General features: G+C 58.8%; 17 protein-coding genes and 9 pseudogenes. 23 read left to right on the top strand and 3 right to left on the bottom strand.

What is annotated here, in order from left to right; translation table 11 throughout:
- The first annotated feature begins 8 nt into the window (after window positions 1-8).
- From NKJ72_RS28465 to NKJ72_RS28375, 19 genes and pseudogenes are all read left to right on the top strand, one after another.
- Complete coding sequence (locus NKJ72_RS28465) at window positions 9-488, top strand: NifX-associated nitrogen fixation protein (RefSeq protein ID WP_352480403.1); 480 nt, start codon at window positions 9-11, stop codon at window positions 486-488.
- Between the two features lie 27 nt (window positions 489-515).
- A complete protein-coding gene (locus tag NKJ72_RS28460) occupies window positions 516-1,292 on the top strand; it encodes a response regulator transcription factor (protein WP_352480402.1) in 777 nt (258 codons plus the stop codon).
- 107 nt (window positions 1,293-1,399) lie between these two features.
- Window positions 1,400-2,224: a universal stress protein gene (locus tag NKJ72_RS28455; RefSeq protein WP_352480401.1), complete on the top strand. Its 825-nt coding sequence runs from the start codon at window positions 1,400-1,402 to the stop codon at window positions 2,222-2,224.
- Window positions 2,225-2,921: 697 nt separating this feature from the next.
- Entirely contained in the window at window positions 2,922-3,293 is a 372-nt protein-coding gene (locus NKJ72_RS28450) for a FixH family protein (RefSeq protein WP_502901912.1), read from the top strand.
- A 324-nt stretch (window positions 3,294-3,617) separates the two neighbouring features.
- A complete protein-coding gene (locus NKJ72_RS31060) occupies window positions 3,618-4,328 on the top strand; it encodes a TlpA disulfide reductase family protein (RefSeq protein ID WP_502901911.1) in 711 nt (236 codons plus the stop codon).
- On the top strand, window positions 4,328-4,786 hold the full coding sequence (locus NKJ72_RS31055; protein ID WP_502901910.1) for a hypothetical protein: 459 nt from the start codon (window positions 4,328-4,330) through the stop codon (window positions 4,784-4,786). The genes NKJ72_RS31060 and NKJ72_RS31055 overlap by 1 nt, the downstream gene beginning before the upstream one ends.
- 345 nt (window positions 4,787-5,131) lie before the next feature.
- A pseudogene (locus NKJ72_RS28435) lies at window positions 5,132-5,588 on the top strand (NifX-associated nitrogen fixation protein).
- A 25-nt stretch (window positions 5,589-5,613) separates the two neighbouring features.
- A complete protein-coding gene (locus NKJ72_RS28430) occupies window positions 5,614-5,817 on the top strand; it encodes a CCE_0567 family metalloprotein (protein ID WP_352480399.1) in 204 nt (67 codons plus the stop codon).
- Complete coding sequence (gene fdxB, locus NKJ72_RS28425; RefSeq protein WP_352480398.1) at window positions 5,814-6,131, top strand: ferredoxin III, nif-specific; 318 nt, start codon at window positions 5,814-5,816, stop codon at window positions 6,129-6,131. Before NKJ72_RS28430 ends, fdxB begins: the two co-directional genes overlap by 4 nt.
- 29 nt (window positions 6,132-6,160) lie before the next feature.
- Window positions 6,161-6,484 carry an exopolysaccharide production repressor protein gene (locus NKJ72_RS28420; protein WP_352480397.1) on the top strand — a complete coding sequence of 108 codons (324 nt, stop codon included), beginning with the start codon at window positions 6,161-6,163 and terminating at the stop codon, window positions 6,482-6,484.
- 299 nt (window positions 6,485-6,783) lie between these two features.
- A pseudogene (locus NKJ72_RS28415) lies at window positions 6,784-7,818 on the top strand (1-aminocyclopropane-1-carboxylate deaminase).
- Between the two features lie 178 nt (window positions 7,819-7,996).
- Window positions 7,997-8,643 (top strand): annotated as a pseudogene (gene queE / locus NKJ72_RS28410) (7-carboxy-7-deazaguanine synthase).
- Window positions 8,640-8,988: pseudogene (queD, locus tag NKJ72_RS28405) on the top strand (6-carboxytetrahydropterin synthase QueD). The pseudogenes queE and queD overlap by 4 nt, the downstream one beginning before the upstream one ends.
- 4 nt (window positions 8,989-8,992) lie before the next feature.
- A pseudogene (queC, locus tag NKJ72_RS28400) lies at window positions 8,993-9,759 on the top strand (7-cyano-7-deazaguanine synthase QueC).
- Window positions 9,732-9,970 (top strand): annotated as a pseudogene (locus tag NKJ72_RS28395) (nitrogen fixation protein FixI); the annotation flags it as partial. The pseudogenes queC and NKJ72_RS28395, both read left to right, overlap by 28 nt.
- 747 nt (window positions 9,971-10,717) lie before the next feature.
- Window positions 10,718-11,719, top strand: coding sequence for a GHMP family kinase ATP-binding protein (locus NKJ72_RS28390; RefSeq protein ID WP_352480396.1), 1,002 nt, complete (start codon window positions 10,718-10,720; stop codon window positions 11,717-11,719).
- Window positions 11,720-11,728: 9 nt separating this feature from the next.
- Entirely contained in the window at window positions 11,729-12,787 is a 1,059-nt protein-coding gene (locus NKJ72_RS28385) for a cysteine synthase family protein (RefSeq protein ID WP_352480395.1), read from the top strand.
- Entirely contained in the window at window positions 12,784-15,486 is a 2,703-nt protein-coding gene (locus tag NKJ72_RS28380; RefSeq protein ID WP_352480394.1) for a lyase family protein, read from the top strand. The genes NKJ72_RS28385 and NKJ72_RS28380 overlap by 4 nt, the downstream gene beginning before the upstream one ends.
- Window positions 15,487-15,935: 449 nt before the next feature.
- A pseudogene (locus NKJ72_RS28375) lies at window positions 15,936-16,369 on the top strand (transposase); the annotation flags it as partial.
- A 298-nt stretch (window positions 16,370-16,667) separates the two neighbouring features.
- Here the strand turns inward: NKJ72_RS28375 and NKJ72_RS28370 are convergent.
- From NKJ72_RS28370 to NKJ72_RS28360, 3 genes and pseudogenes are all read right to left on the bottom strand, one after another.
- On the bottom strand, window positions 16,668-17,906 hold the full coding sequence (locus NKJ72_RS28370) for an ATP-grasp domain-containing protein (RefSeq protein ID WP_352480393.1): 1,239 nt from the start codon (window positions 17,904-17,906) through the stop codon (window positions 16,668-16,670).
- Between the two features lie 379 nt (window positions 17,907-18,285).
- Window positions 18,286-18,378, bottom strand: a pseudogene (locus NKJ72_RS28365) (transposase); the annotation flags it as partial.
- 194 nt (window positions 18,379-18,572) lie between these two features.
- Window positions 18,573-18,878, bottom strand: a pseudogene (locus NKJ72_RS28360) (malate synthase G); the annotation flags it as partial.
- Window positions 18,879-20,504: 1,626 nt separating this feature from the next.
- Between NKJ72_RS28360 and NKJ72_RS28355 the strand changes: the two are divergent.
- The 4 genes from NKJ72_RS28355 to tnpC all read left to right on the top strand — a co-directional run.
- On the top strand, window positions 20,505-21,242 hold the full coding sequence (locus NKJ72_RS28355) for a methyltransferase domain-containing protein (RefSeq protein WP_352480392.1): 738 nt from the start codon (window positions 20,505-20,507) through the stop codon (window positions 21,240-21,242).
- Between the two features lie 804 nt (window positions 21,243-22,046).
- Complete coding sequence (gene tnpA / locus NKJ72_RS28350; protein WP_352480391.1) at window positions 22,047-22,481, top strand: IS66-like element accessory protein TnpA; 435 nt, start codon at window positions 22,047-22,049, stop codon at window positions 22,479-22,481.
- Entirely contained in the window at window positions 22,478-22,834 is a 357-nt protein-coding gene (tnpB, locus tag NKJ72_RS28345) for an IS66 family insertion sequence element accessory protein TnpB (RefSeq protein ID WP_023800865.1), read from the top strand. The genes tnpA and tnpB overlap by 4 nt, the downstream gene beginning before the upstream one ends.
- A gap of 69 nt (window positions 22,835-22,903) precedes the next feature.
- Window positions 22,904-24,296, top strand: a 1,393-nt coding sequence (gene tnpC / locus NKJ72_RS28340) for an IS66 family transposase (protein ID WP_352480390.1), incomplete at its 3' end; no start/stop codon positions are given.

The following is a 24,296-nucleotide window of genomic DNA, read 5'->3' as shown; positions in this document are numbered from 1 at the left end:
TGGGCGAAATGTCTGACGCCGTGGTTAGCCCTGCTGTCGCCGAAGACGAGGAGGCCCTTGCCACCCCGTTCGTCAAATGTCTCGTGCGGCTGGTCCGGGCTCATGATTCCCACGGGTCTTGGGAAGGCAAATCGGACGCCGAGCTGCTGGGCGACTTCATCATCACCAGGGAACAGCGCCGTTCGATCCCGATCATCGGCGATCCCGATCCGGACGTGCTGTGGAGGCTCGAGATGTTTTACACCGCCGTCGGGCTTGCGATCGAGGAGCGCTCCGGCCTGATGGCATCGCCGATGATGGAGATGAGCCATGAGGGCTTCGGGCGCGTGCTTTTCACGGCCGGGCGGTTGGTCGTTCTGTCGAAGACCCTGCGCGACGTCCACCGGTTCGGCTTCGAGACGTTCCGGAAACTCGCCGCGGCCGGTACCAAACTGGCCGGCGATGCGACCGCAGCCATTGAGGCTCATCCCGAGGTGGCGCGGGCGTGATGGAACCGATTTTCGATCAACGGGATCGTGTCAGGCCTTGAGGACATGCGATGGCCAGCCCTCTCAATCGAGGCCGATGTGGTTCTTGGGGCAGCGCTGATGAAGCCACTGGTCCTGATCTGTTCGCAGGATCCGGAGTTCTATCTGGTCCACAGCCACATTCTGGAGGTGGATGGCTTCACGATTCAACTGGCCGGCGGCGTGGAGGAGGCGCTTGCATTGGCCAGTGAACGGGCGCCGAAGGCCGTGGTGCTGGACTGCCAGCCAACAAGCGCGACAGGCTCCACAATCTGCGCCCGGCTCAAGGGGGAGCCCCGGACCGGCGGCCTGCCCGTTATTGCCCTGATCGCGCCCGGCGCCGAGAACCAGCACCTCGATCTCTGGAAGGCAGGCATTGACGAGAGCTTTGTGCGGCCCTTCGCGCCGGCCAAGCTGCTTGACTGTCTACGGATGAAGCTGGCGCTGCCAAAGCCGGGTTCCAACGGGATTGAAAACGGCGGCTGGATCTCCTGTGGCGACCTTGAGATAAGGCTCGATGCCCACCGCGTTCGGGGTAATGGCCACGAAGTCCACCTTGGGCCGATCGAGTTCAACCTGCTGCGGCTTTTGCTTGAGACTCCCGGCAAGGTCTTCACCAGAGACGAGCTGATCAGCGCGGCCTGGCCGGCCAATATCCATGTCGGTGTACGCACCGTGGATGTCCATATCAGCCGGCTCAGGAGGGCTCTGAAGGCGGCCTCCCCCTCCAGCGTCATTCGTACCGTCAGGTCGGCCGGCTACTCGCTAGAGGAGCCGGACGACTGAAAGTGAACGGAAATAGTGCCACTCCCCATTTCCGTCATGCTGAGGGCAAGTCTTGCGGCTTCGAAACGCGCCTACAGCTACAACATACTCTAAAGAGAAGCAGTCAGATGGCCTTCAAGAAAATACTCAGTGTGACGGGAGCTGACCACTCCGATCAGGACGTCACAATAGCTGCTCGCTTGTGTGCCGAGGTCGGCGCGCATCTTTCCGTATTGATTATGTCGCCTCCGCTTCTTACGCCGCTGGGCGCTGGCATCCCCGAGTGGTCTAAACATCGCGCACACGACAGTGCCGCAATGGAACAACGGTCTAAGCAAATCGAGAGATTTTCACGGGACATGGCCAATCTGGAAAAGACATCCAGGGAAATTCAAAAACTGCTGAGAGCCACGTGGCGCTGCTATGATGTCGATACCGAACACTGCCGCAAGGCTGGCGTCGGTGACGCGGTGCGACAGCGGGCGCTCTGCACCGACCTGACAATCATCGGCCCCGCATTTCTCAAAGACACTCGTCTCGGACCTCTTGTTATCAACGGCAGCTTGTTCGATACGGGAAAGCCGGTGCTTGTCGTGCCGGAGGGCGCTAAGGCGATTATGTCTCCACGGCGCGTGCTGGTCGGCTGGGATTCGCGAGTCCAGGCGTCCCGTTCGGTTCGGGAAGCGCTGGATCTGCTAGCCGGTGCTGAGGAAGTTCGTGTCGCCCTCGTCGATCCTGAGGCGACCTGCACCGGAAGCGGCGCCGAGCCAGGAGCCGACATCGCTGCCTATCTCACTCGGCATGGTGCTCGGGTGTTGGTCGACCGGCTGCCGAGCGCCGGCAAACCGGTGGCCACGGTGCTCGCGCAGCACGCAATCGACACGTCTGCCAACATGATTGTCATGGGTGCCATGGCAGCCGCCGGCTGCGCGAGCGTCTCTTTGGTAGCGTGACAAGATGGATAGTTGGCAAGCCGCCATTGCCGCTGTTTTTGGCTCGCTGACGGGTTCTGAAGTAGCACCGATGCTATTCGAGGCTCTACTTCCTGTCACCTACCGTGATGCGAAGTCGGAGAAAGGTCGCGGCAAACGAGCAGGTTTCGCGAAGTTCCTCGGAGCCAATCTGCACGCGCCCTCGCCGAGAACCTTCCGGACGTCTCTTACGCGGGCTCGGGCGTTCTGCTCGCCGAGACGATCCGTAACGCGCAGACCAACAGCCGGGCAGGGGCCCAGGCGTCCTCAATGCGCTCAAAACACCGATACTTGGGTCGGCGTCAGGTCGAGAAAGAGAGTCGTTTCAGCGCGGCAGGCCGCGTTCGGACCGTAGCCGCATCGTATTGGCGTTATCACGATTTCCCTCACCACTGGCCGGGAGCTGAACACCGCAACGACCGTGCAGCGGCCAAGGCACCGACCTTCGAGTCGGATGGTCGGGCTCTTGCCGGCCTCGGCGCGAACGATGACATCAGTCACGTTGTCATCGGCTGGGATGGTAGCCGGGTCAGCGGCGAGGGCGGCCGCATCTTCAGCGTTTTCTGTCTGCCCGGCCCATCGCGTGGCGACCGAGCGGCCTTGAGGCTGGTCAAAATTCCGACAACGCTCACATTCGCACTAGGCGACCCCTGTAGCGCCTGAGCACAGGGAACACCCAATATCGGCACAAAGCAGGAATCCCGCAGAGTGCACGGACCGGCACATGCCGGCACTCATCCTGACCTTTTTCGCCACGATCATAATCGTCGAGCTGACGATGGCGGTATTGGCGAGCCGAAGCTGGACCGGCTTCGTCGTGAAAAATTTCCCAGCCAGCCAGTTCAATCGCAAGGCGGGCGAGGGGGCCACAGGCCGCGCTCGGATGGAGCAGCTTTGCAATCGCAAATGGCGAGATCCGCTACCGCCTGAGGTACCGGAACGGCAAGACGCTCAAGCCAGTGGCGTGAAGCGGACGATGATGACGGGCCTGGCGGCCGCCAACGCAGTCATGATGTACACGGCCTCGTCCCTCGGCCCGAATGCGTATTGAGTCGTCGGGGCCACGCTTTTCGGCGCGAAGCGGTGATGCTTGTCGAAAAACTGACAGCGGCAGAAAACATGTCGGGTTCAATACAACCGGCCATCTTGGCAGATCGAGGCTTTTGAACGCGAAATCATGACGTTACTGCGCGCTGAGCGCGCTGGCACGGCCTTTGCGAATTGAGACGCGGCAACACTGAGGGAATGCCGGCTGCACGCAAACGCGCGAGACGAGCGATGCTCTCCTCTCCTTGAACCCGTGTCCCCTCTCTAAGAGGGAAACAAGCTCGCGCATAAAGTCGCGCAACCTTTGGCAATAGCTTTGGAGAGCAACATGGTATTGCAGATGAAGTCACCGGTTCCTTCGATCAAAGTGGAGAACTGGCTGCCTGGCGAGCCCCTTACGAACCTCCAGCCCGGCAAAGTGTATATCGTCGAATTTTGGGCAACTTGGTGCGAACTATGTGTGGCGGAGATGCTCCAGCTGATGCGGCTCCAGGAAAAATACAGGGACAGCGGACTTGAGGTCGTCGGAGTCGCGGCTAATGAAGACGCTCCAACGGCCGTTGAGGCTCGCACCAAGTTGGACGCGTGGTTGACCGAAAAGTGCTCGAATCTGAATTATCGGATCGCGTTCGACTTCACAGGCAAAATGAACAGGCTTTGGAGGGAACCCAGCTTTTCCGCCGGGATTCCGACTTCGTTCGTGGTCGACCGAGACGGCCACATCGCCTTTATTGGTCATCCGGGGCAACTCGATGAGATTTTGCCGAAAGTGCTCAACGGCAGCTGGCGCACCAGCGATAAAGCGAAAGCCGCCGATACGGAGCAGATCGCCAAAAGCGAATCCATAGCGCGTGAACAAGCGTTGAAGAAGCCGATCGATGACAGATTCTGGGCGGCGGTGAAGTTAGAAGATTGGAAGACGGCGCTCTGGGCGATCGAAGAGGGCATCGCCTTGATGCCGGACGACATCAATTTCCGCCTGCTCATGCGCATCTGGTGCTTCACAAAATACACGACATGTGGACTGGCTTGCCCGTGATGCGCCAATTGATCCGCGACGCGATCGACAAAAACTCCCAGGACTGGATGGTTTCGGCGCTAGACCAGCTTTTCCATCCGGCCAATGACCATTCGCGCTTTCCCCCCGCTGAGCGCTTCGCGATGGGCAAGGAGCTGTCCGAACACATTCTGGCACTGAATCCCCCACAAGGCGACAGCCCTAAGTTCCGGTCTTATCCCGCGGTCGCCCGGTACTATTACGAGAACGGCAACAACGATCGCGCGATCGAGTTGGTCGAACTGGCACTGCAGTCGCTGGACGGTCCGGAGCCTGTCCCGGACGAATTGAAAGAGCACCTTCTACCGGATTTGCTGCAGGCCCTCGCCACCTACAGGGGTGTGAAGGTTTGTTACGGCGCTCTCTGTGCGGCTCCGCAAAACAATTTCCGGAAGGTGCCAAAGCGCGGTCGGCCGAGGAGAAAAAACAAAAAGGGTTAATTGGTCGAAATGGATTACTGGCCAATTCGTCCATTTCCCTGGTGTGGCCGCAGCAAGGAGGGTCCATGCAGCACTTGGTCGATTGTTTGCAGCAGGATCGAGGCTCGAATCTTCATGATCTGTGGCCGCATTGCGGCGGAAGTGATGTTCGACGCGAGTTCGCGTGGAAGACCTCGCAGTCGAGGAGGTGTTCAAGGTCGGCCACGGGGACATCAATTGCGTGGAATGGGCCGCCCCCGGCGTCGGCTGCGCAAGGGTGCCCGAAGTAGGCGTCCCCGAAAACAGGCAGCGTGCTTCGAGGCAGCGTGCTTCGAGGAAGAGGACTGAAATTGAGGAGAAGGCGAAATGTCTGATACCGCGATCAGCCCTGCCGAGGACGAGGCGGCGCTTGCCGCGCCTTTTGTCAGATGCCTCGTGCGGCTGATCCGTGCTCTAGACTCCTGCGGCTCGTGGGAAGGCAAATCGGACGCCACGCTGCTGGCCGAGTTCATCGTCACCAGAAAACAGCGCCCTGGGATGCCTGTCATCGACGATCCCGATCCTGACGTGCTGTGGAGGCTCGACATGTTCTAAACCGCCGTCGGGCTCGCGATCGAGGAGCGCTCCGGCCTGATGACATCGGCAATGATGGAGATGAAATTCACGAGGACTTGGGGCCCCCCGGCCGGGCAGTTGGTCGTTCTGGCAAGACATTCATCGGTTCGGCTTCGAGATGCTCCGGAAACTGGCTGAGGCCGGTGCGAAACTGATCGACGATGCGGCCGCAGCCACTGAAGCCGGTCCCGGTGTGGCGCCGGCGTGATGAAACCGATTTCGAGGAAGGGTTTATGTCAAAGCTAGATGAAATGGGGAAGAAAGTCCGAAAGCTTCAGCTGCGCGCAGCAGTCGCCAAGATGAAATTGCGCGACCTTGCAGAGGATCTCCCGGGAAAATGGACGGAGATAGAGGACGTTGCCAAGGAAACGTCCGCCGTTTTTGCCGAGTTGGATGGTGCCAAGAGAGCGCTCGCTGCAATGAAGAAGTTACGATGACGAGCACATTCACCACCCGCGACGGCTCCGGATGGGTGCCGGAATATCTCACCGCTATAGACGGAACGACCTGCATCGGCTGCGGCCGCTGTTTCAAAGTCTGCTCGCGCGAGGTCATGCATCTTTACGGCGTCGATGACGCGGGTGAAATCCTCGGCGCCTGCGACGACGAGGATGGCGATTTCGATGGCGAGCTCAATCGCATGATCATGGTCGTCGATCATGCCGGCCGCTGCATTGGCTGCCGAGCCTGCGCCCGCGTCTGCCCGAAGAACTGCCAGACCCATGTTGCGGCCGACCAGGTCGCAGCATGATCTGAGGAGACAAAACCAGGAGAACGGCGTTGCCCTTTAGAATCTTTTGTCGCGTCCTGGGGCTGGTGCTGTGCAGCACCGCACTGTCTGTCTACTTCGCTTCTCATTCCATCGGCACAGTAGTCGTCACGACGCTGACTTGTTCGCTGCTCCTTCAGCTCGCGTATTTCGGTAGCGTGCTCTTTCTGATCTGGCGGTCGGGTTTCGCTCGCGAAGCTGGGCAAAGGGCTGAGCATTTCGGCAGTTGCAAGGAAGTTGGATCCGAGCCGCCGGACCTTGATCAGGCAACGAATGAATCCGCAGATTTGCTCCAGCGCGATCAAATGCTGGCCATATCGCTGCTGCTGCCTTGAGGCCCCATGACAAAGTCAGTGCTCAAGTTGGCGCCACTTTGGACCAACCTAAACATCGACCAGAGACGATTAGGAGGAATACTGTGCTTGAGAAGTCCATGGTGACCGCAATCCGGTCATTCTAGTTAACCAGGAGATGCAGTTCTTGGATGCCATACCCATGGGCAGCCCCTCGCAGTACGCCGGCGTGCGGTTGCAACTCTCAATGACGAACGAGCGATGGAAATAGTAATGGGACTCTTCTGGCGCCGGATAATGCAGATGACGTCAAATCAAGACACCTCTAGAAAGACTCGTGAATGGCTAATTCAGCTCCATCGCGTGTTGCCCGAGAGAAAACGCTGGAAAAGTTCGAACGCTATCCGCTCACCTTTGGACCAACGCCCGTCGACCGCCTCGGCGAACATCTCGGGGGAAAGGTGGAAATCTACGCCAAGCGCGAGGACTGCAACTCCGGTCTCGCATTTGGCGGAAACAAGCTGCGCAAGCTCGAATACATCATCCCCGATGCGATCGCGTCAAATGCCGATACGCTTGTCTCCATCGGCGGCGTGCAGTCCAACCACACGCGGATGGTCGCCGCGGTCGCCGCCAAGATCGGTATGAAATGCCTCCTGGTCCAGGAGAGCTGGGTACCACACGAGGATGCCGTCTATGACCGGGTCGGCAACATTCTCTTGAGCCGCATCATGGGAGCAGAGGTGCGCCTGGTCGACGAGGGCTTCGATATCAGCATTCGCCCCAGTTGGGAACAGGCTCTCGAGGAGGTCAAGTCAAGGGGCGGCAGACCCTATGCGATACCAGCCACACAAATATGGCGGCCTCGGGTATGTGGGCTTCGCGGAGGAGGTGCGGGCCCAGGAGAAGCAGCTTGGGTTTTGCCTTCGACTACATCGTGGTTTGCACGGTTACAGGCTCGACAAAACGCCGGCATGCTCGTCGGATTCGCCAAGGACGGCCGCCAGCGCACCGTGATCGGTATCGATGCCTCCGCCACCCCCGCCCAAACCAAGGCACAGGTGCTAACCATTGCCCAAAATACTGCGAAGCTCGTCGATCTTCGCACGGAAATCGTCGAGGAGGACGTGGTGTTGTTGGAGGAGTACGCGTACCCGAGTTATGGCATTCCGTCCGAGGAAACGAAGGCGGCCATCCGCCTGTGCGCGCGGCTCGAGGGTATGATTACTGATCCCGTCTACGAAGGCAAATCGATGCAAGCGATGGTCGACCTTGTCCAGCGAGGCTTCTTTCCAGAGGGATCGAGGGTCCTTTACGCGCATCTCGGCGGGGCGCCGGCGATCAACGGCTACAGCTACACCTTTCGCAACGGCTGACGCTCGACAGATTGCAACGTCCCTACCGGGCTGGCGATTCGCTCCAAGTTCGGGTGAGTGGATTTTTGTGGATCGATGGAAAGGACTCCAGAAGCTGCCGTCGGATATACGTCAACTCACGCTCGATTCGATCGGCGAGGTGAAGCGGTCACTTGCTCAATCAGAGGCAATTTTATCCATGTCGTATGCGGTCAAGGAGATCTTCTACACGCTTCAAGGTGAAGGCCGTAATGCTGGTCGGGCTGCCGTATTCTGTCGTTTCGCTGGATGTAACCTATGGTCGGGGCGTGAAGCTGACCGCGCTAAGGCAATCTGCAAGTTTTGCGATACCGATTTTGTTGGTATGGACGGCGCCGGCGGTGAACGGTTTGCGACGCGCGGGAGCTTGCATCTGCCGTGGGGCAGGCCTGGCGTGGGGCAGGGGCAGGGGCAGGGGCAGGGGAGCGTCTTGTCGTCCTCACTGGAGGGGAACCGCTTCTGTAGATAGACGAAGACCTCATAAAAGCTCTACACGACTTGACATTCGAAATTGCTGTGGAGACCAACGGCACCATTGATCCGCCGACAGACATCGATTGGCTATGCGTCAGTCCGAAGGCCGGCGCACCGCTGGTGGTCGCGGCAGGTGACGAACTTAAGCTTGTCTATCCTCAGCTTGGTGCGGAGCCCGAGCTTTTTGAAGGCCTCACCTTTAAGCATCTTTTACTCCAACCGATGGACGGGCCTGAGCGCGAGGCTAATACGGCGGCCGCGGTCGCTTATCGCCTTGCCAACCCACGTTGGCGGCTCACTCTTCAAACCCACAAGTTTCTCGGGATACCATGAAAATTACACAGGCTTTCACGTTCGAGGCAGCGCACCGTCTTCCCCGGGTGGCCGAATCCCATCGCTGCCATCGAATGCATGGCCACTCATACCGTGTGGAACTTCGTCTTGAGGGGCCGGTGAATCCGGGCACGGGCTTTGTTGTCGATTTTTTCGACGTGGAGGCTAGTTTCGGCCCCCTTTTGCAGCGCCTCGACCACACTGCCTGAATGAGATCGAGGGCCTCGAAAATCCCACGGCCGAAAATATTGCAAGGTCTGGGACCGAATCAAGCCGATCCTGCCGCAAATTGCGTCGGTGACAGTCTACGAGACCCCCCAATGCTGGGCTGAATATGAAGGGTGAGACGATGCAACAGGATTCGGAGACTGCGCTCGTCCTCTTCTCCGGCGGCCAAGATTCAACCACCTGCTTGGCTTGGGCTCTCGATAGATTCGAGCGCGTCGAGACGATCGGCTTGACTACGGGCAGCGGCATCGGATCGAACTTGAGGTCCGGCCGCGAGTGCTCGCTCGAATGCGGAGGGAATTTCCGGGTTGGAGCAGTCGACTCGGCGAGGATCACCTCATCGACATAGCGGTGCTAGGACAGGTGAGCGAAACTGCGCTTACCCGCGGCGTCGAGATCGCGATGCAGGAGAACGGACTCCCCAATACGTTCGTACCTGGCCGCAACCTTCTCTTCTTAGCCTTCGCGGCCGCCGTTGCGTATCGTCGGAGCGCGAAGCATCTGGTCGCTGGCGTTTGCGAGACGGATTACTCCGGCTACCCCGATTGCCGAGACGACACCATCAAGGCGATGCAACTCGCCCTGAATCTTGGGATGGAGACACGCTTTGTCCTCCATACTCCGTTGATGTGGATCGACAAGGCGCAGACTTGGGCGATGGCCGAGCGCCTGGGGAACGAGGCACTTGTTCACCTGATCTGCGAGGAAACCCACACCTGCTACAACGGCGACCGCAAGCACCGCCATGCCTGGGGTTTCGGTTGCGCGAACTGCCCAGCGTGCGAACTACGTGCTCAGGGATGGGAGCGTTTCTGCTCCTCGCCGGCGGGCGCGCGCGGCAACCTATCGGCGCTGGTGCCGCCGTGCGTGCGGGCACGTTCAATCTGACTGGACGGCTGACGATCGAGGCCACTGCTGCAGCGAAGGATTCGGTGCTGGCCGAAATGGTTCGGCTGAAGGGGGCAGCCGAAGGCGGACGCGCTCGCTGTCGGCGGATCGCCGATCGTGCGCCGCGCTTTATTCTCCGGTCGTCCACCTTACGGCCATTCTTGGCTGGGTGGTCGTCGCGGGAGATTGGTGCCAAGCGATCACAATCGCGCCGACCAGCGCGCTGTAACCGGCCGGGGTCGCAGTTCAGGAAGGCGAATTTCCTGAAAAACGTTGACTGCACCTGAAAATGGATGCTCCCGCGGGGCGGTCATGAAAATCGTACTTCGAAAAAATGCACATTCTGATCCGAAGCCAGGCGCTCTCGACCAGCATGTGCCGGATGCGACCGTTGCCCGCTTTAGTGATACCGCGCCTGATCGTCTCTCTCCGGTCCATCACTCACTGGGCACGAGGCAAGATATTCGTCTTCACCACGTCGCCCCGGCCTCCGCGGGATCCGCGATGGCGCAACGACTGTGCCGTTGCGGCCGAGCGAACAGATGAGCCCCGCGTCTTCGGGCCTCCGATGTAAACGCCGTAGCGGTCTCGAGCAGCGCAATTGGACATCCCGGTCGGGTTTGTCGGGTCTGCGACACGCGCCTGTTTGGCCAATCTCGTATTTTGCCTCAGGCTAAATAGCTGAAAAGCAATCACAAAATTCTTCTTCGGTTCGATCAGCCAAATTGGCGCGATTTTTGAAACCTTTTGTGCGAGGCGGCGAGAGCTGCCGACCGGCATTCATGTCGCGGGCAACTGCGACGCATTGAAAGTATTCCCAACTGAAACCCGAGCCGTGTTCCGATAATCCGGGCCTCGCCTCATAGCAGCAAATCACATTTCAATGAGCCTGAGGAGGAACTGATATGGTGACCCAAAATTCTACCCCTCCTAGCGGCCCTCAAGGAAGGGGGTGAGCATGTCGACTAGAAAACTTCTCGAAGCAGCCGCCGATGAAGTTTGGAAGCCATACATATCTCACCAGAGGTTCGATGGCGCAGATGCGGCCCAGATTTTCGCCGAGAATGGGCACCAGCCAAGAATCCATTCTAGCGACGCTCTTTGTTGCGGCACATTCGGCGAGTTGCTGCAAGGCCAGTTGCCGGTCGCCTCCGTTCCCTGCGACCCTCACTTTTTGGTCACGATGCCCATCGCGCTCTTTGCGCGAGCTCACTTCATGCCAATTGCAGGCTCACGATTGGTAACCGTTTATCCGTCACATAAAGTCAAAGCGAAACGACTGGCTGAGGATCTAGTGATCGCGCTCGGCGTCTCAGGAGGAATCCTCCTTTTGGAATCTGAGCTCCCCGAAGGCAAAGGACTCGCGAGTTCGTCTGCCGATCTTGTCGCGACTGCACGGTCAATCGCAGGGTGCTTCAAGCGTACAATCCGGACGTCGTTGATCGAGAAGCTAATGGCGGACATTGAGCCATCTGACGGGGTGATGTACCCCGGTGTGGTCGCATACCAACAGCGATCATGTAGCCTTCTCTCTTTCCTTGGCCAAATGCCCCCACTTGCAATCGTTGGTATCGACGAAGGAGGGACGGTCGAAACCCTCGATTATGACCAACGGCGAGGTGAAATCTCCGCCAGTCGAAGAGCAGAATATCAAGAACTCCTGGACCGCGCACAGATAGCAATTGCGCGAGGTGATACGGCTACGATTGGGAAAATAGCCACAGCGAGCGCTCTCCTGCATCAGGAGCAGACTCCAAAGAAGCATCTGAACTCGATGTTGCAAATATCCGAGGCCGCTGGCTCTCTCGGGGTCATAGTCGCGCACAGCGGCACAATGATCGGAATCCTGCTTGATCGAATGGCGGCTGAATTCCCACGGCAGCTTCGGTCCGTGCTCGCCGATGTATCGCCGTTCGACAACTCGCCAAAAATATACCGGACCATGTCTGGCCGCCGATGAGGTAACAATATGGACGCTGTTCGCAAACGCCTGCCATTCTCCGGGTATTCTGATGCCTATGCTCTGCCAACGATTCTTAGGTGTGAGACAAACCTTTATCTTGCGCAGTTTGCATTCATGAAGCTTCTCCCTGCGAAGTACATCATTGAGCAAGCGCTGGCTCGAGGGACTTTGAAGCACGGCATGAAAGTTCTCGAGACCTCAAGCGGAACCTTCGCACTGGGTTTGGCCGTAGTTTGCCGGGAACGTGGATTCCAGCTTGAAATCTTCACAGACCCAGTGATGGACAAAGGTCTGGAAAACAGGTTGAGCTCCCTGGGAGCCGAAGTCGTCATAGTAACTGAAAAGGCCAGGCAGGGTGGCTATCAAAGAAGCCGGCTGGACGCACTACACGCGAGGATGAGACATTTGGGTCACTCCTGTTTCTGGCCCCGACAATACGAAACACCCGACAACCCTGCAGCCTATAAGGTTTTTGCCGATCAAATATCGGGGATGCTGGGCGCCGACATTACTTTGGTCGGTTCTGTGGGGTCAGGAGGCTCTACTTGCGGAACGATAGAGCGCCTCCGCCAAAAAGCCCCAGGCGCTCGCCTGATCGGAGTGGACACGTTCAATAGCGTCATTTTCGGCCAACCGGATGGCGAACGGAAACTGCGGGGGCTGGGGAACAGTCTTGTGCCCAAGAACGTGAAGCATGAACTGTACGACGATGTGCATCTCATCTCGGCTCCGCTCGCATTTGCTGCAACGCATACCCTCCACGAGCGGCACGCCGTTTTCGCCGGTCCGACCTCCGGGGCGAGCTACATCGTGGGGCGTTGGCACGCTCGGCAGTATCCAAGAGAAATCGTGGTCGTCATATGTCCTGATGAAGGCCACCGCTACGCCGAAGCTGTTTATGACCACGAGTGGCTCAAGCAGAACGGATGTCTACATGAAGGTGTTCTTCCGGACGCTCCGTCCAGCGAAGAGCATCCCTCGACCGCTCTCCCGCCATGGAACCGATATCGTTGGAATCGGAAAAGCCGGGAAGCTCTTCTAAACGCGCCTGAGGACGAATCATGATGAACCGAGGTAGCTTCCTTTTCGTGGAAAGCAATACGACGGGCACCGGCGAACTATTGATGAAACGGGCCAGAGCTCTGGGCTTTGAACCGTATCTCGCTACGCGCAATCCTGCGCGTTATGCGTTTCTTAAAGACACCGTCGCTCACGTTATCGAAGCTGAAACGCGTAGTCCGGATGAACTCGTCGGGGTCGCCGCCAAATTGAGAAGGCTGGCAGGAATATATTCGTCGTCGGAATTTTTCGTGCAAGCAGCCTCAAGTGCTGCGATGGCGATCGGGCTACCAACGGCGAATCCTGAGGCCATAGCTACCTGCCGAAACAAATGGAAACAAGCGGCCGAGCTACAGCGGCAATCAATCGCGATCCCTGAAACTCGACTGGCTACTTCCGTCAGAGACGTGGAGAACATTCTTGCCCAAGCTACTCTGCCAGTGGTCGTGAAGCCGGTCTCCGGAAGCGGTAGTAGCGGCGTGAGATTATGCGATAGCGAGGCAGCCGCCATCAAGGCGTTTGAGAGTGCAACGGGCGCATTGCTCGATCAGGTAGGTCTGCGCAGCCCTGACGTGCTCATCCAACAATATATAGAGGGCAAGGAATACTCTGCAGAGATAATTGCGTACGATGGGACGCTGCATTGCCTTGGAATTCTTGCCAAGCACAAGGGCGCACCTCCCTGCTTCGTTGAGGTCGGGCACGACTTCCCGGCCCCGCTTCCGGAGCGCTCCCTCCAGGAATTGGCCTCTTTTGCCGTGAGCGCGGTATCTGCGCTCGGCCTGGAGTTCGGACCGGCTCATGTAGAGTTCGTGATAGCGGAGTCGGGCCCAGTCATTATTGAGGTCAATCCCAGACTGGCTGGAGGAATGATCCCAGTCATGCTGTCGCACGCCTTGGGAACGTCAATCCTGGACATGGTCATTAAACTTTACGCGGGAGAAGGGTTCACGCCTCCGCGCGCGGGCGGAAGAGCGGGAGCCATCCGTTTCCGACTTGCTCACAAATCCGGGAAGCTCAAACGCCTGAGCTTTTCTCGAAATCCAGGACCGACAGTGCCCGAAGCGGGTCTGTTGAAGTCTGAGGGAGACGAAGTTCAAATAAATGGCGACTTCAGAGACCGCGTAGCTTACGCCGTAGGCGTCGCTGACGATCTCAATGCAGCTGCCGCGGCAGCTGAAAGGATGATCGCCTCCCTTGTGATCGACATTGAGACGGCTCTTGGTGAATCGGACGGCAAGCAGCACGCTGGGTCAACCGATGCCAGGTGGACTCTACATCCCGAAGCGATGAAGTTGCTCGCTCCCCCTATCGAAATCACGCGTGACGGTCGCCTTCTGCAATACCAAGCGGCCATAGACGAAGCACATCTGGTGATGCTGTCGGATCAGGACCTGGTCAGCCAGGCAGCCGCTGCCGATCTCCTCAAGCATATCCTGGACCTCCAGGAGGAGGGCTTCCAGTGTTTGGAGGGCCGCCATGCTCCACGTGGCCTCTATCTGGCCTATGAGGCGGAACTTGCCGCCAGAGCTGGCCCGGAAAAGGCCGGCTGGCTGCACCTTGCGAGATCCCGCAACGACTTGAACGCGACCAATTCTCTGCTGGCCCTTCGGGACGCCGCCTGTTCCACCTCGCAGGAAATAGGAATTCTACAGGATGCACTGCTTCAGCGAACGGAAGAGGCATCGAAACTTGTGGCTCCGCTGTACAGTCAGTACCAGATCGCACTCCCTGGGTCGCCAGGGCACTACCTTCTTGGCGTCTTCTTCGCTCTGGGGCGCGAGCGCCAGCGCCTCCATTGCCTGCTGGAAGACATCAAGAATTGCCCGATGGGGGCGGGCGCGGGCGGGGGCACCAGTATTCCCATAGATCCCTTGAAAACCGCAAGTCTTCTGGGGTTCGAACTGCCGTCACTCAACTCACTTGATGCGGTCGCGAGCCGCGACCATCACCTGCAAGGGCTTTCAGTTTTCGCTGGCGTTTCAATCCTGCTCAGTCGTGTGGCCCAGGACCTGCAAGTTTGGACAACGCGGGAGTTCGCCCTCGTCGACATTCCTTCCAATCTTGCCGGCGGCTCTTCCATGCTCCCCCAAAAGAAGAACCCCTTTCTGCTTGAACACATCAAGGGATCGGCAACCATCGTGATCGGCGCATACGTTTCGGCGGCAACAGCTACCTACAAATCGCCTTTCAGCAACTCGATCGAAGCGAGCAACTACGGCTGCTCTCCTCTGGGCCTTGCGGAAGATGCCCTGAAGCGGGCCATAACCCTCACATCCCTCATCGTGACGTTCATGTCTTTCAACGCGAGGTCGATGCGTGAAAATCTGGAAGACGGCTCATCGATGACGGCCGTCGCCGCGGAACGGATGGCGTTGCGAGGCGTTCCTTTCAGGAAAGCCCACACACTAGTTGGCGAGATCGCCGGGAGCGTGTCTCAGGGGAGCCGCGTGGCGGAGCGCCGAAGCGAACTGGCCAGCCAACTCGCTGGCGTATTACCGCCGAGTCTCGAAGAGTGCAGAGACGCTCTGCAGCTCGGAGGAGGGCCCGGAAAAAGCTCAACTGCCGACCAGCTCTCTGTAGCGAAGACTCTGTTTCGGGAAATGCAGCTGAAATGCGCGGGAGTACGGGAACGCCGGGCGCGCGCTGAGATGCACCGCAAACAGAGGGTGAAAGAACTCATCGAGCGGCACCAAGCCACCTGAAAGTTGCATAGCAAACCTCCTTTCAATCGAGTTCGCATCAGAACATTTGTCGGGCGGGCGGCTGATGTTATGACATAAAGGACAGCGATCCAGCGATCCAACGAAGATCGCGTCAGATGCGGGATCGTCGGTTGCAATGCGTAAGACAGTCATCTAGCGGCTGCCAGCGAGCTCAGGAGGGGCATAACGGCATAACGGTCGTGTCCCATCAGGTGGTGTAGCTCGGCGGTTGTTGAAGCCGCTCGCGAGCACGCCGTTCGTAGCGCTGCAGCGAGTGAGCGGCGTGTCGGTGGTCATCGGCGCTTCCGGTAGGGTTTGGTTGTTGGCGCCAACCCATTTCCGGAGGAGCCATGGGCGGCACCGGTAGCCGCGTCCACCTCCATTTCCATCGGCCGCTCGGTGGCAAAGCGCATCTCCCGCAGGAGATCGGCAGTCAAGCCTGTCGTCTCGATGCCCACGAACTCCTCAAGGCCACCGTCACCAAGGTTCTGTCGGCGGCCCGGCAGAGATGCGGGGTTCACTTCATGCGCCACGTTGGCCCATGCCGGCAAGAGCGGGGCGCCGTGTCGTCTCCGCTTTCATCGCCACCGCGCTTGCCCAGGAGACGCCGGAAGACACCCGCACCCAACGGCTTGCGTCGCCGACCAGATCCGGCCGAAGGTGCCGAAGCTGGCGGCAATCATGACGACCCCGAGCCCGATGTGCTACCTGCCGAGCTCGTCGGAATTTTCCCGAACGACGATGCGACCGTGCGCCTTTCGGCGCAATTCCTGCTCGAACAGAACGATAAATGGGCAGTTGCAGCGGGCCAGATACATAACCCTGGAAGATCAGCCAGACAAGCGATGATCCCCTAATCAGCCTGCCGGCCGTGGCGCGCTGATCGGCCCGGCTTATAGGCCGGAGAGCAGGCCGACCAATGCGCCGCCTACCCCACGCCGCGGGACACGATCGCGACAGGCATTTGCTTCTCCTCAATTCGCGCCCCGGCCCATCGTGGGCTAAGTGCGGACCGAATACGCAGGTCGACCGGAAAACGATTGTCGCTCGCATATGAGTGGCGTGGAAAGTCGATCTGCGCCTCTCTCATGCTCTCAACTGCAAGAATGTTCGACGACGAAACCTCTTACCTAGCGTCACATGCGCTGGTACGGAGAGGGTGAGGGGGCTGCAGATTGATCTTATTCGCCAAGGGGCGGAAATGGTGTGATCAACCAATCGATCGAGTCGACGGCACGCTGAATGATCGCCTCGGTCCGAGCATGGCTGGGTGAAGCGGCAATGACATGTCCGATCCAGTCTCTGTAATCGCCTTTCCTGATGATCGGGGTCTTGGATTCGCGATATAACTTGACTTCGGCAACACCTGGTACAGCCGCCGCCCGACTATCGCCACGAATCCAATCAAGGGTGCCATCGCGATCAGAAACTAGGAACCGCGCGGCCGCAGTTTGCGAATGCCTTCTGCGTAAATCACATTTCTCGCCGATGACAAGCTTGATATGCTCCGTGATGAGGTCGATACCAGACGCCAGGTGGACAAGTTGAGGCTCGAGCGCGCCAGCAAGACGCGGATTGACTTCGATGACGACTGGGCCACGCTTCGTCCACCGGAGTTCTATGTTTGTTGGCCCCCAGCCAAGGCCGAGAGCTTGCAGGCAGCTCAGCGAAACATCAGCGATACGCTCATGCTCGTCATCGCCCAGCGGGGCCGGAAAGATGCTCTCGCGGAAGACGAAATGCGGCGGGGGGGCGAAGTCAACGGCGACAATCCCAATAACCTCATCCCCCATTATCTCTACGCTATAAAAGGGGCCTTGTGCGAATTCCTCGACCAGTATCCTCGGCGAAGACCGCCATATGTGCTTTCCGCCAAAAAGATAGGTCGTATGTTCGGCCAACTCATCGACGTTGCGGCACAATCGAACACCCATGCTGCCGCTGCCTATCGCTGGCTTAACAACCACTGGCAGGCCGATCTCCGCGGCAGCGTTTTCTACATCCGTTGCATTCGATGCCACGCGATATGCAGGTACTGGAACGCCGGCCTTCAGAAGGGCGAGACGTTGAGAGAATTTGTCGCAACATCGTTCAATCGATGCGGGCCTCGGTCCTGGTAGATCGAAATGCCGGCAAAGCTTACCAACAGTAATATAGACCGATTCGTCGACGTCTGTAAAACCAGTGATGCCGGCAATGTCGTAAGTCGCATGTAACCGGGAACATTCGCGGATGAGCGCATCAAGATTGGATGTATCGACACGAATTGCATCACTTCTTTCGGCTGTAAGATAGTCGTAGCAAGCTGGATCGGCTGCCAGGGTAATTGGATGAAGCCCAAGGCGCTTGGCCGCTTGAACGTATCGCACACCGTTACCTCTTGGGTGACCTTCAATCAGGACAAATGCTCTTCTTGCCATGTGCTTGTAACTCCAAGGGTTGCGTGCAATGCAGTGGTCCAAGCGAACTTGGCATCAGCTTTTCAGCTGTGCCTGGCCTTAGACTTTGCGGTTAAATACCACTGTCGGCGGCGTGCGGCCGCAAAGTTTCTGTGAATTTGTTTGAAGGATCTGTTGCCAGTTGTGTGCTTCAAGCTCTGCAAAAATGACGTGGCATTCAGCGGTGACGTTTACTTACGTGTCCGCCGCGCAGTCCCGGTGTTAGCGGAGCGGCGGACATTGCGGCCGCGTCTTAGGCGGCCAAATGCCCTCAGACTCTCCTTCTTGTCTTCGAGCAGATAATCCATATTGAGTTAGCGTGTCGCCTGAGCCAGTTCTCGTGGATCTCCGCCAGTGCTCAAACCAGCCGTAGACAGCTCTGCGGCCTGGGGAAGATGCCGATGACCTCGGTGCGCCGGCGGATTTCCTCGTTGAGCCGTTCGAGCATGTTGGAACCGGTATGATCATAACGGTGCCGTCTGATCCCCCGCTGGAGATGCGAGATCCGGCGTATGGTGCGATCATCCGGGACAGGGGCACCGGGAGCACGCCAAGTGCGGGCACGCCGATGTATTCAATGAGCTGCGAGCTCGCGTTAGTAGCTGGCCGCCCCTGCGACCTTGTACGACCTGATCCAGTGGCCCAATGCTTCTGCTCCAAGCTGACGGCCACCAGGTCGAGCTTTGCACGCAGCGCGTGCCGAATTGCGCGCGGCCTTACAGGTCACAGGCGAGCCCGATGTCGACGCTCCATTCTCGTAGGCCTGGATCTATTTTAGGTCGATGTGGCCCTTGCGGACCATTGGGCCGGCTTCCATCGAGGTGTGAGTCTCGTCGCCGGTCCGTTCGAGGAAGCCATTGTTGATGAACACCACGCGCTCTCTCGCGACACGCATCGTCTCTTTAGGGTGACGGTGGTGCACCGCTCCTCGTCCATGATGTCTATCTCGATGGTACCGGATAGCGTCAAGGGATGCGAGCCGTAAACAACGCGCCCAAGCGCAGCGCCTATCCGACTTCACCTACACAGGCCGCCATGATTCGCTTTCACATAACGAGTCAATGCAGATCGCTTGCAAGGTGAAGCCCAAAATGCACCGGCCCGAAGGAATCCCCTTCGCCGTAGAGGCATCGCTCGGATGGTAGAAAACAGCAGGCGCTTAGCGCCGAGCACGAATGGAGGACGGTTTTGATGCCAGTGTAACGGCATGGCGAAACACTGAGGAGCCGGAAGGAGGCCCATGATTGAGATCACACCTGAGCATCCGGCGCTCGGCGCCTTCGTCTACATCCGCAAGCATCGTCGACTCAGCTTGCCATAATCAGAAGAGCCGGGCTGCGCAAGGTTGCTTCGCCCGCCGCGCCCGCGCCCTTGGCTGAACGGATGTGACCGTCTTCAATAACGATCGGGCCGTTCGGACTCAGGCGTCGACTGTCCAGGTTTCAAGCGGCTGCTGGCCGGGAGCTGCGAGCACCGCGTTGGCTAGCCGATCAGCATTATGACGAGTATCTGGGCTGTCGACAATTGATACTCAAACTCCAACGCGGTGGGCCGATCCTGGGACTGACGCCGAAGCTAAACGAGTTCGAGGGCGTTGGATGCAGACAGCAACAAGTCCGCTGGACGCGGGATAGCGGCATCAGCCATATGACCAAGAAACCGGGAAGGAGAGGTTACCGACTTCGATCTTTTACCCGAGACGATCGGTTTGCCGGGGAGTGAGAGGTGGAAGTGGCGTCGCCATCGCCCTGGCGAGAAGAATCTGCTGCGGATGGCCCAGCGCAACGGCTTTCGCGATAGGGAAGGTGGAACCGGGCAGAGCGCATTCAGCAACTGCGGGAGCCGGCCGTTACGCCGATCGGCCCGGCCAGTCGTCCTAGAATGCGGCGGACACCTCCTTCAGCTATTCTTTTCAGTATTCGCATCTGAGATGCCGTACCTTAGCGAGCCAATTCGTTTTGACCATTGTCGGAGGCCCGACAAAACGTAGCGAAGCAAACAAATGCAATCGGAGGCGAAAAGCTAAGCGCAATAGATCAAACCGCTTTTTGAGTTGGCATAGCCCTTGCGCTTTGAAATGCAAAGTTCACCCACCGACGGAGCCCTTCGATGTCCGCAACGATGGTTCGCTCAAGGTTTGGCCGGCGCGGTATCTTTCGATCACTTGCTGGCGGTGGAACGGGTCGATCCGGGAGACATTCTCTAGTTGGAATCTTCTGTATTGGCCGGCACGAGTGTGGGGTCACTGGAAATGCACTTTCAGGCATGGCAACCCGCTCTCCTGCAAAACCTTGCTCACGTTGCTAGATGCGTCGGCGGTTAGTCATGTCGCGGTTTCTGGAAAGCGAAGTCATGGTGCCAAGTTCTTTCCACTCAATGCAATTGCAAGCCCAATCACCTGGCAGAGAGAGGAACTGCCCTTACGGGAATTAGCTAGCTTCCGCTGCGCTCATTATCTCCGCGGCTCAATCGCCCTTATTATCTATCGCCCGCCTTGATGAAGTCGGTAACAGGGTGTTGTTGAAAGTCGAATGTATCAACAAGTAAAAGATGAACTAATTAACATCCAGGAGAACATAAATGCCTGATGGCTTCGTATATGGCGAGAATTGGGCTCCGGTTTATGAAAAATTTACCAGAATTCGAGGTAAAGTCGCTGAGGCAGACGAGACAGTCGCCTTTCTTGAGCGATATTCTAGCGGAGGCAGTGCTCTTGAACTTGGTATTGGCGACGGACGATTGGCAGTGCCGTTGAACGAGCGCGGCGTCAGGGTCGAAGGTATCGACAATTCGGACAGCATGTTGAAACTTCTCGCCAAGCGCACTGATCTGATCAAGGCGTGGAAGGGGGATATTGCCAATTTCAGAGCGGAGCAACGCTACAATCTGGTGTATTGCGTTTATAATACGTTCATGCTGCTCTTCACGCGCGAAGCTCAAATAGCTTGCCTCCGGTCTGCCGCGGAGGCGCTAGGCCATGATGGGATTTTGGTGATAGAAGTTGGTGTGCCGGCCCTGGATGGTTTTGCCAGCGGCCAGAAAACTACTACGCTGCTCATGGATCATGAAAATACGATAGTCGATACGGAAGTCCACGATCCACTAAACCAGACCTTGGTTTCAGCCGTCCTCTGGTTTTCTGATACATCGGTCAGACGGTTACCATATCGCACTCGTTACGTTTATCACCAAGAACTCGATACTATGGCCGAATGCGTAGGGCTAGAGCTCGCGGAGCGTTGGGGAGATTGGGCTAGAAGTGCGTTCAACGAAACGTCCAAACGACATATCTCGGTTTACCGCCGAACCGACCGGTGAGCGCGCCTAGCCCGCGATAGCGCCAAGCGCTCGCTGCGGGTCTTCTTCGAAAGGTTGGGGCCAACGGCAGCGTCTCGGGATCGCGCGGTGGCTGGCACTCAACCCGTCGCGCATCACCGCCGACGAGGGCAGTCTCGGCCATTGACGTTTCCGTGCAGACACAGATCCTGAACCTACTCATGGATCTCCAGGAGCAGATGAGATCGCCTTCGTCTTCATCTCACGTACTCTGGGCGCCGTCTATCGGCCATCTCGTAGCGGTCATGTATCTGGGCGGATCGTGGATTGGTTACATGTGAGGCGCTGTTCGCCAAGCCGGCCCACACGCGCGCTGACCACGGCGGCACCTGTGCCGGATCCCATGCGCGCGGGCTCGGCCGCAGGTGCCCACCGAGGACGAGGTGCCAAGTCGAGGACGAGGGGCCAAGTCCGATCAGTCCGCCGAGCGAGTGTGCATTCCACCTGCGTGCCCGCTGGCATATCGAAGTGCCGCCTTTGGTGCCGATGGCAGACGGGCGCGTCGTGGTCTGTCATGTGCGCACTCCAGCCACAGAAATGCCGGACCAACCGTGCTGTCCAAATTCTCCTCGGATCATGCCACTCGGCCGCATAATCCGACCACTGACGCATCGAAAAGCGAAGTGACGGTCGAACGAGCATTTGTGGAAAGTTGGAAGGTAATGGAGTGAGATTTGTACGACAATGAAAGCCACCAGAAGCGTAAGCGGTGTTTCGGGACCACCTTTCGGGAGTGGTCGCGATCTGTGAGGTTGCCGGTTCTGCATTGGGATCGGAGATCGACTTGTGTCTGGACTTGACTTTACGCTTGACCCGGAGCGGCAACCTCGACGTTTCGAGGTGATCAACGGTGCTGGCGGCCGGCGTCAGTGGTCGGTGGATGACAAAGCACGGATCATCGCGGAGACGCTGGAGCCGAACGCAATCATTTCCGAGGTCGCCCGCCGCTATGGCCTCAGGCCGCAGCAGGTCTTCGCCTGGCGCCGGGAAGCGCGCAAACAGGCTGCTTCGGTGCAGCAAGATTCTCCTGCCTTCGTGCCGGCGGTTGTGGCGGCGCCGGAACCTGTAGCTAGGCGTCCATCGAAGCAGCGGAAACGGAAAGCCACCCGAGACGCCGGCGTGATCGAGCTTGAGATCGACGGCATCGCCATGCGCGTTGGCCGGGGTGCGGATGCGAAGACGGTGGCTGCGGTAATCCGCGCGCTTAAGGCAACGACGTGATCGGGCCGACGGGTGCGGTCAAGGTCATGGTGGCGACAAAGCCAGTCGACTTCCGCAAGGGTGCGGAGGGGCTGGCGGCGCTGGTGCGAGAGACGATGGGGGCCGATCCGTTCAGCGGGGCCGTCTACGTCTTCCGGGCGAAGCGGACTGACCGGATCAAGCTGATCTTCTGGGATGGCACCGGGGTCTGCCTCTATGCCAAGCGTTTGGAGGATGGGGAGTTCCGCTGGCCGAAGGTGCATGACGGCATGATGCGGCTGACGGCCGCGCAGCTCTCGGCGCTATTGGAAGGTCTCGACTGGCGGCGGGTCCACGAGGCGCGCCGGACCCGCGTTCCGGTTCAGGCGGGCTGACCCGCGACGAAGTGAATCAGCCTGGATTCCGCTGTCGCGGGATGTCGGCGAATATGGTCTGATCCGGTCATGGCGATGGCGGCTGACCAGCTTCCCGACGATCCGGACGCGCTGAAGGCGATGGTCCTGGCGCGCGACGTCGAGAACGCCCGCCTAATCCAGATCATCAAGGAATTGCAGCGTCACCGCTTCGGCCGAAGAGCTGAGACGCTTCCCGAGGATCAGTTGCTGCTGGGGCTCGAAGAGGCCGAGCAGATCGAGGCCGCCGACGAGGAAGAGAATGAACAAGCATCTCCCGCAGAGCGTCTGGAGCGCGCTAGGAAGCGCCGGACGAACCGCGGCGCGTTGCCACCCCATCTGCCGCGGGTGGAAATGGTCGTCGACATCGAGGATCATGCCTGTCCGGGCTGCCGCAATGGCTTGCATCGGATCGGTGAGGACGTGAGCGAGCGGCTCGACATCGTTCCGGCGCAGCTGCGTGTGATCGTCGTGCGCCGGCCCAAATATGCCTGCCGCGCCTGTGAGGACCTGGTCGTTCAAGCTCCGGCGCCCGCACGGCTGATCGAGGGTGGTCTTCCGACCGAGGCAACGGTCGCCCAGGTCCTGGTCTCAAAATATGCCGATCATCTGCCGCTCTATCGTCAGGCGCAGATCTACGCCCGACAGGGCATCAATCTCGATCGCTCCACGCTCGCCGACTGGGTCGGCCGGGCCGCCTGGCACCTGCGTCCGGTGCATGAGCGGCTGCTTGGCAAGCTGAAGGCTTCGCCGAAGCTCTTTGCTGACGAAACCACGGCGCCGGTGCTCGATCCTGGCCGCGGCAAGACCAAGACTGGGCAGCTCTGGGCCTATGCCCGCGATGACCGACCATGGGAGGGGAGCGACCCGCCGGGCGTCGCCTATATCTACGCGCCGGACCGAAAGGCCGAGCGTCCGATCGCCCATCTCGCAGGATTTGGCGGAATCCTGCAGGTCGACGGCTATGGCGGCTATCGCGTGCTGGCCGAAAAGAGTGGGGTGACGCTCGCCTTCTGCTGGGCACACGTGCGCCGACGCTTCTATGAACTGGCAGCAGCCGGTCCCGCGCCGATCGCCAGCGAGGCGCTGAGACGGATTGCCGAGCTCTATAAAATCGAGGACGGCATCCGTGGCCGATCGGCCGACGAGCGTTGCGCGATGCGTCAGGAAAATAGCCGCGCTATTGTCGCCGATCTCGAACCCTGGCTGCGCGAAAAGCTCGGCCTGATCAGCCAGAAGACAAAGCTCGCCGAGGCGATCCGCTACACGCTCTCGCGCTGGGAAGGCCTCTCGCGCTTCCTCGAAGACGGCCGCATCGAGATCGACAGCAATACCGTCGAGCGTTCAATCCGCCCGATCGCGAAGACTGATTCATTATGCACCCCCTCTTCAAATGGCGGAAAACAGCGATTCCTGATTGTCGTCGTTGATGCGACGCGGAGTA

Source organism: Mesorhizobium sp. M0045 (assembly GCF_040323385.1).
Lineage (GTDB): Bacteria > Pseudomonadota > Alphaproteobacteria > Rhizobiales > Rhizobiaceae > Mesorhizobium.
The sequence above is the reverse complement of the archived record's forward strand: the minus strand, read 5'-3'. Positions and strand labels throughout refer to the sequence as shown.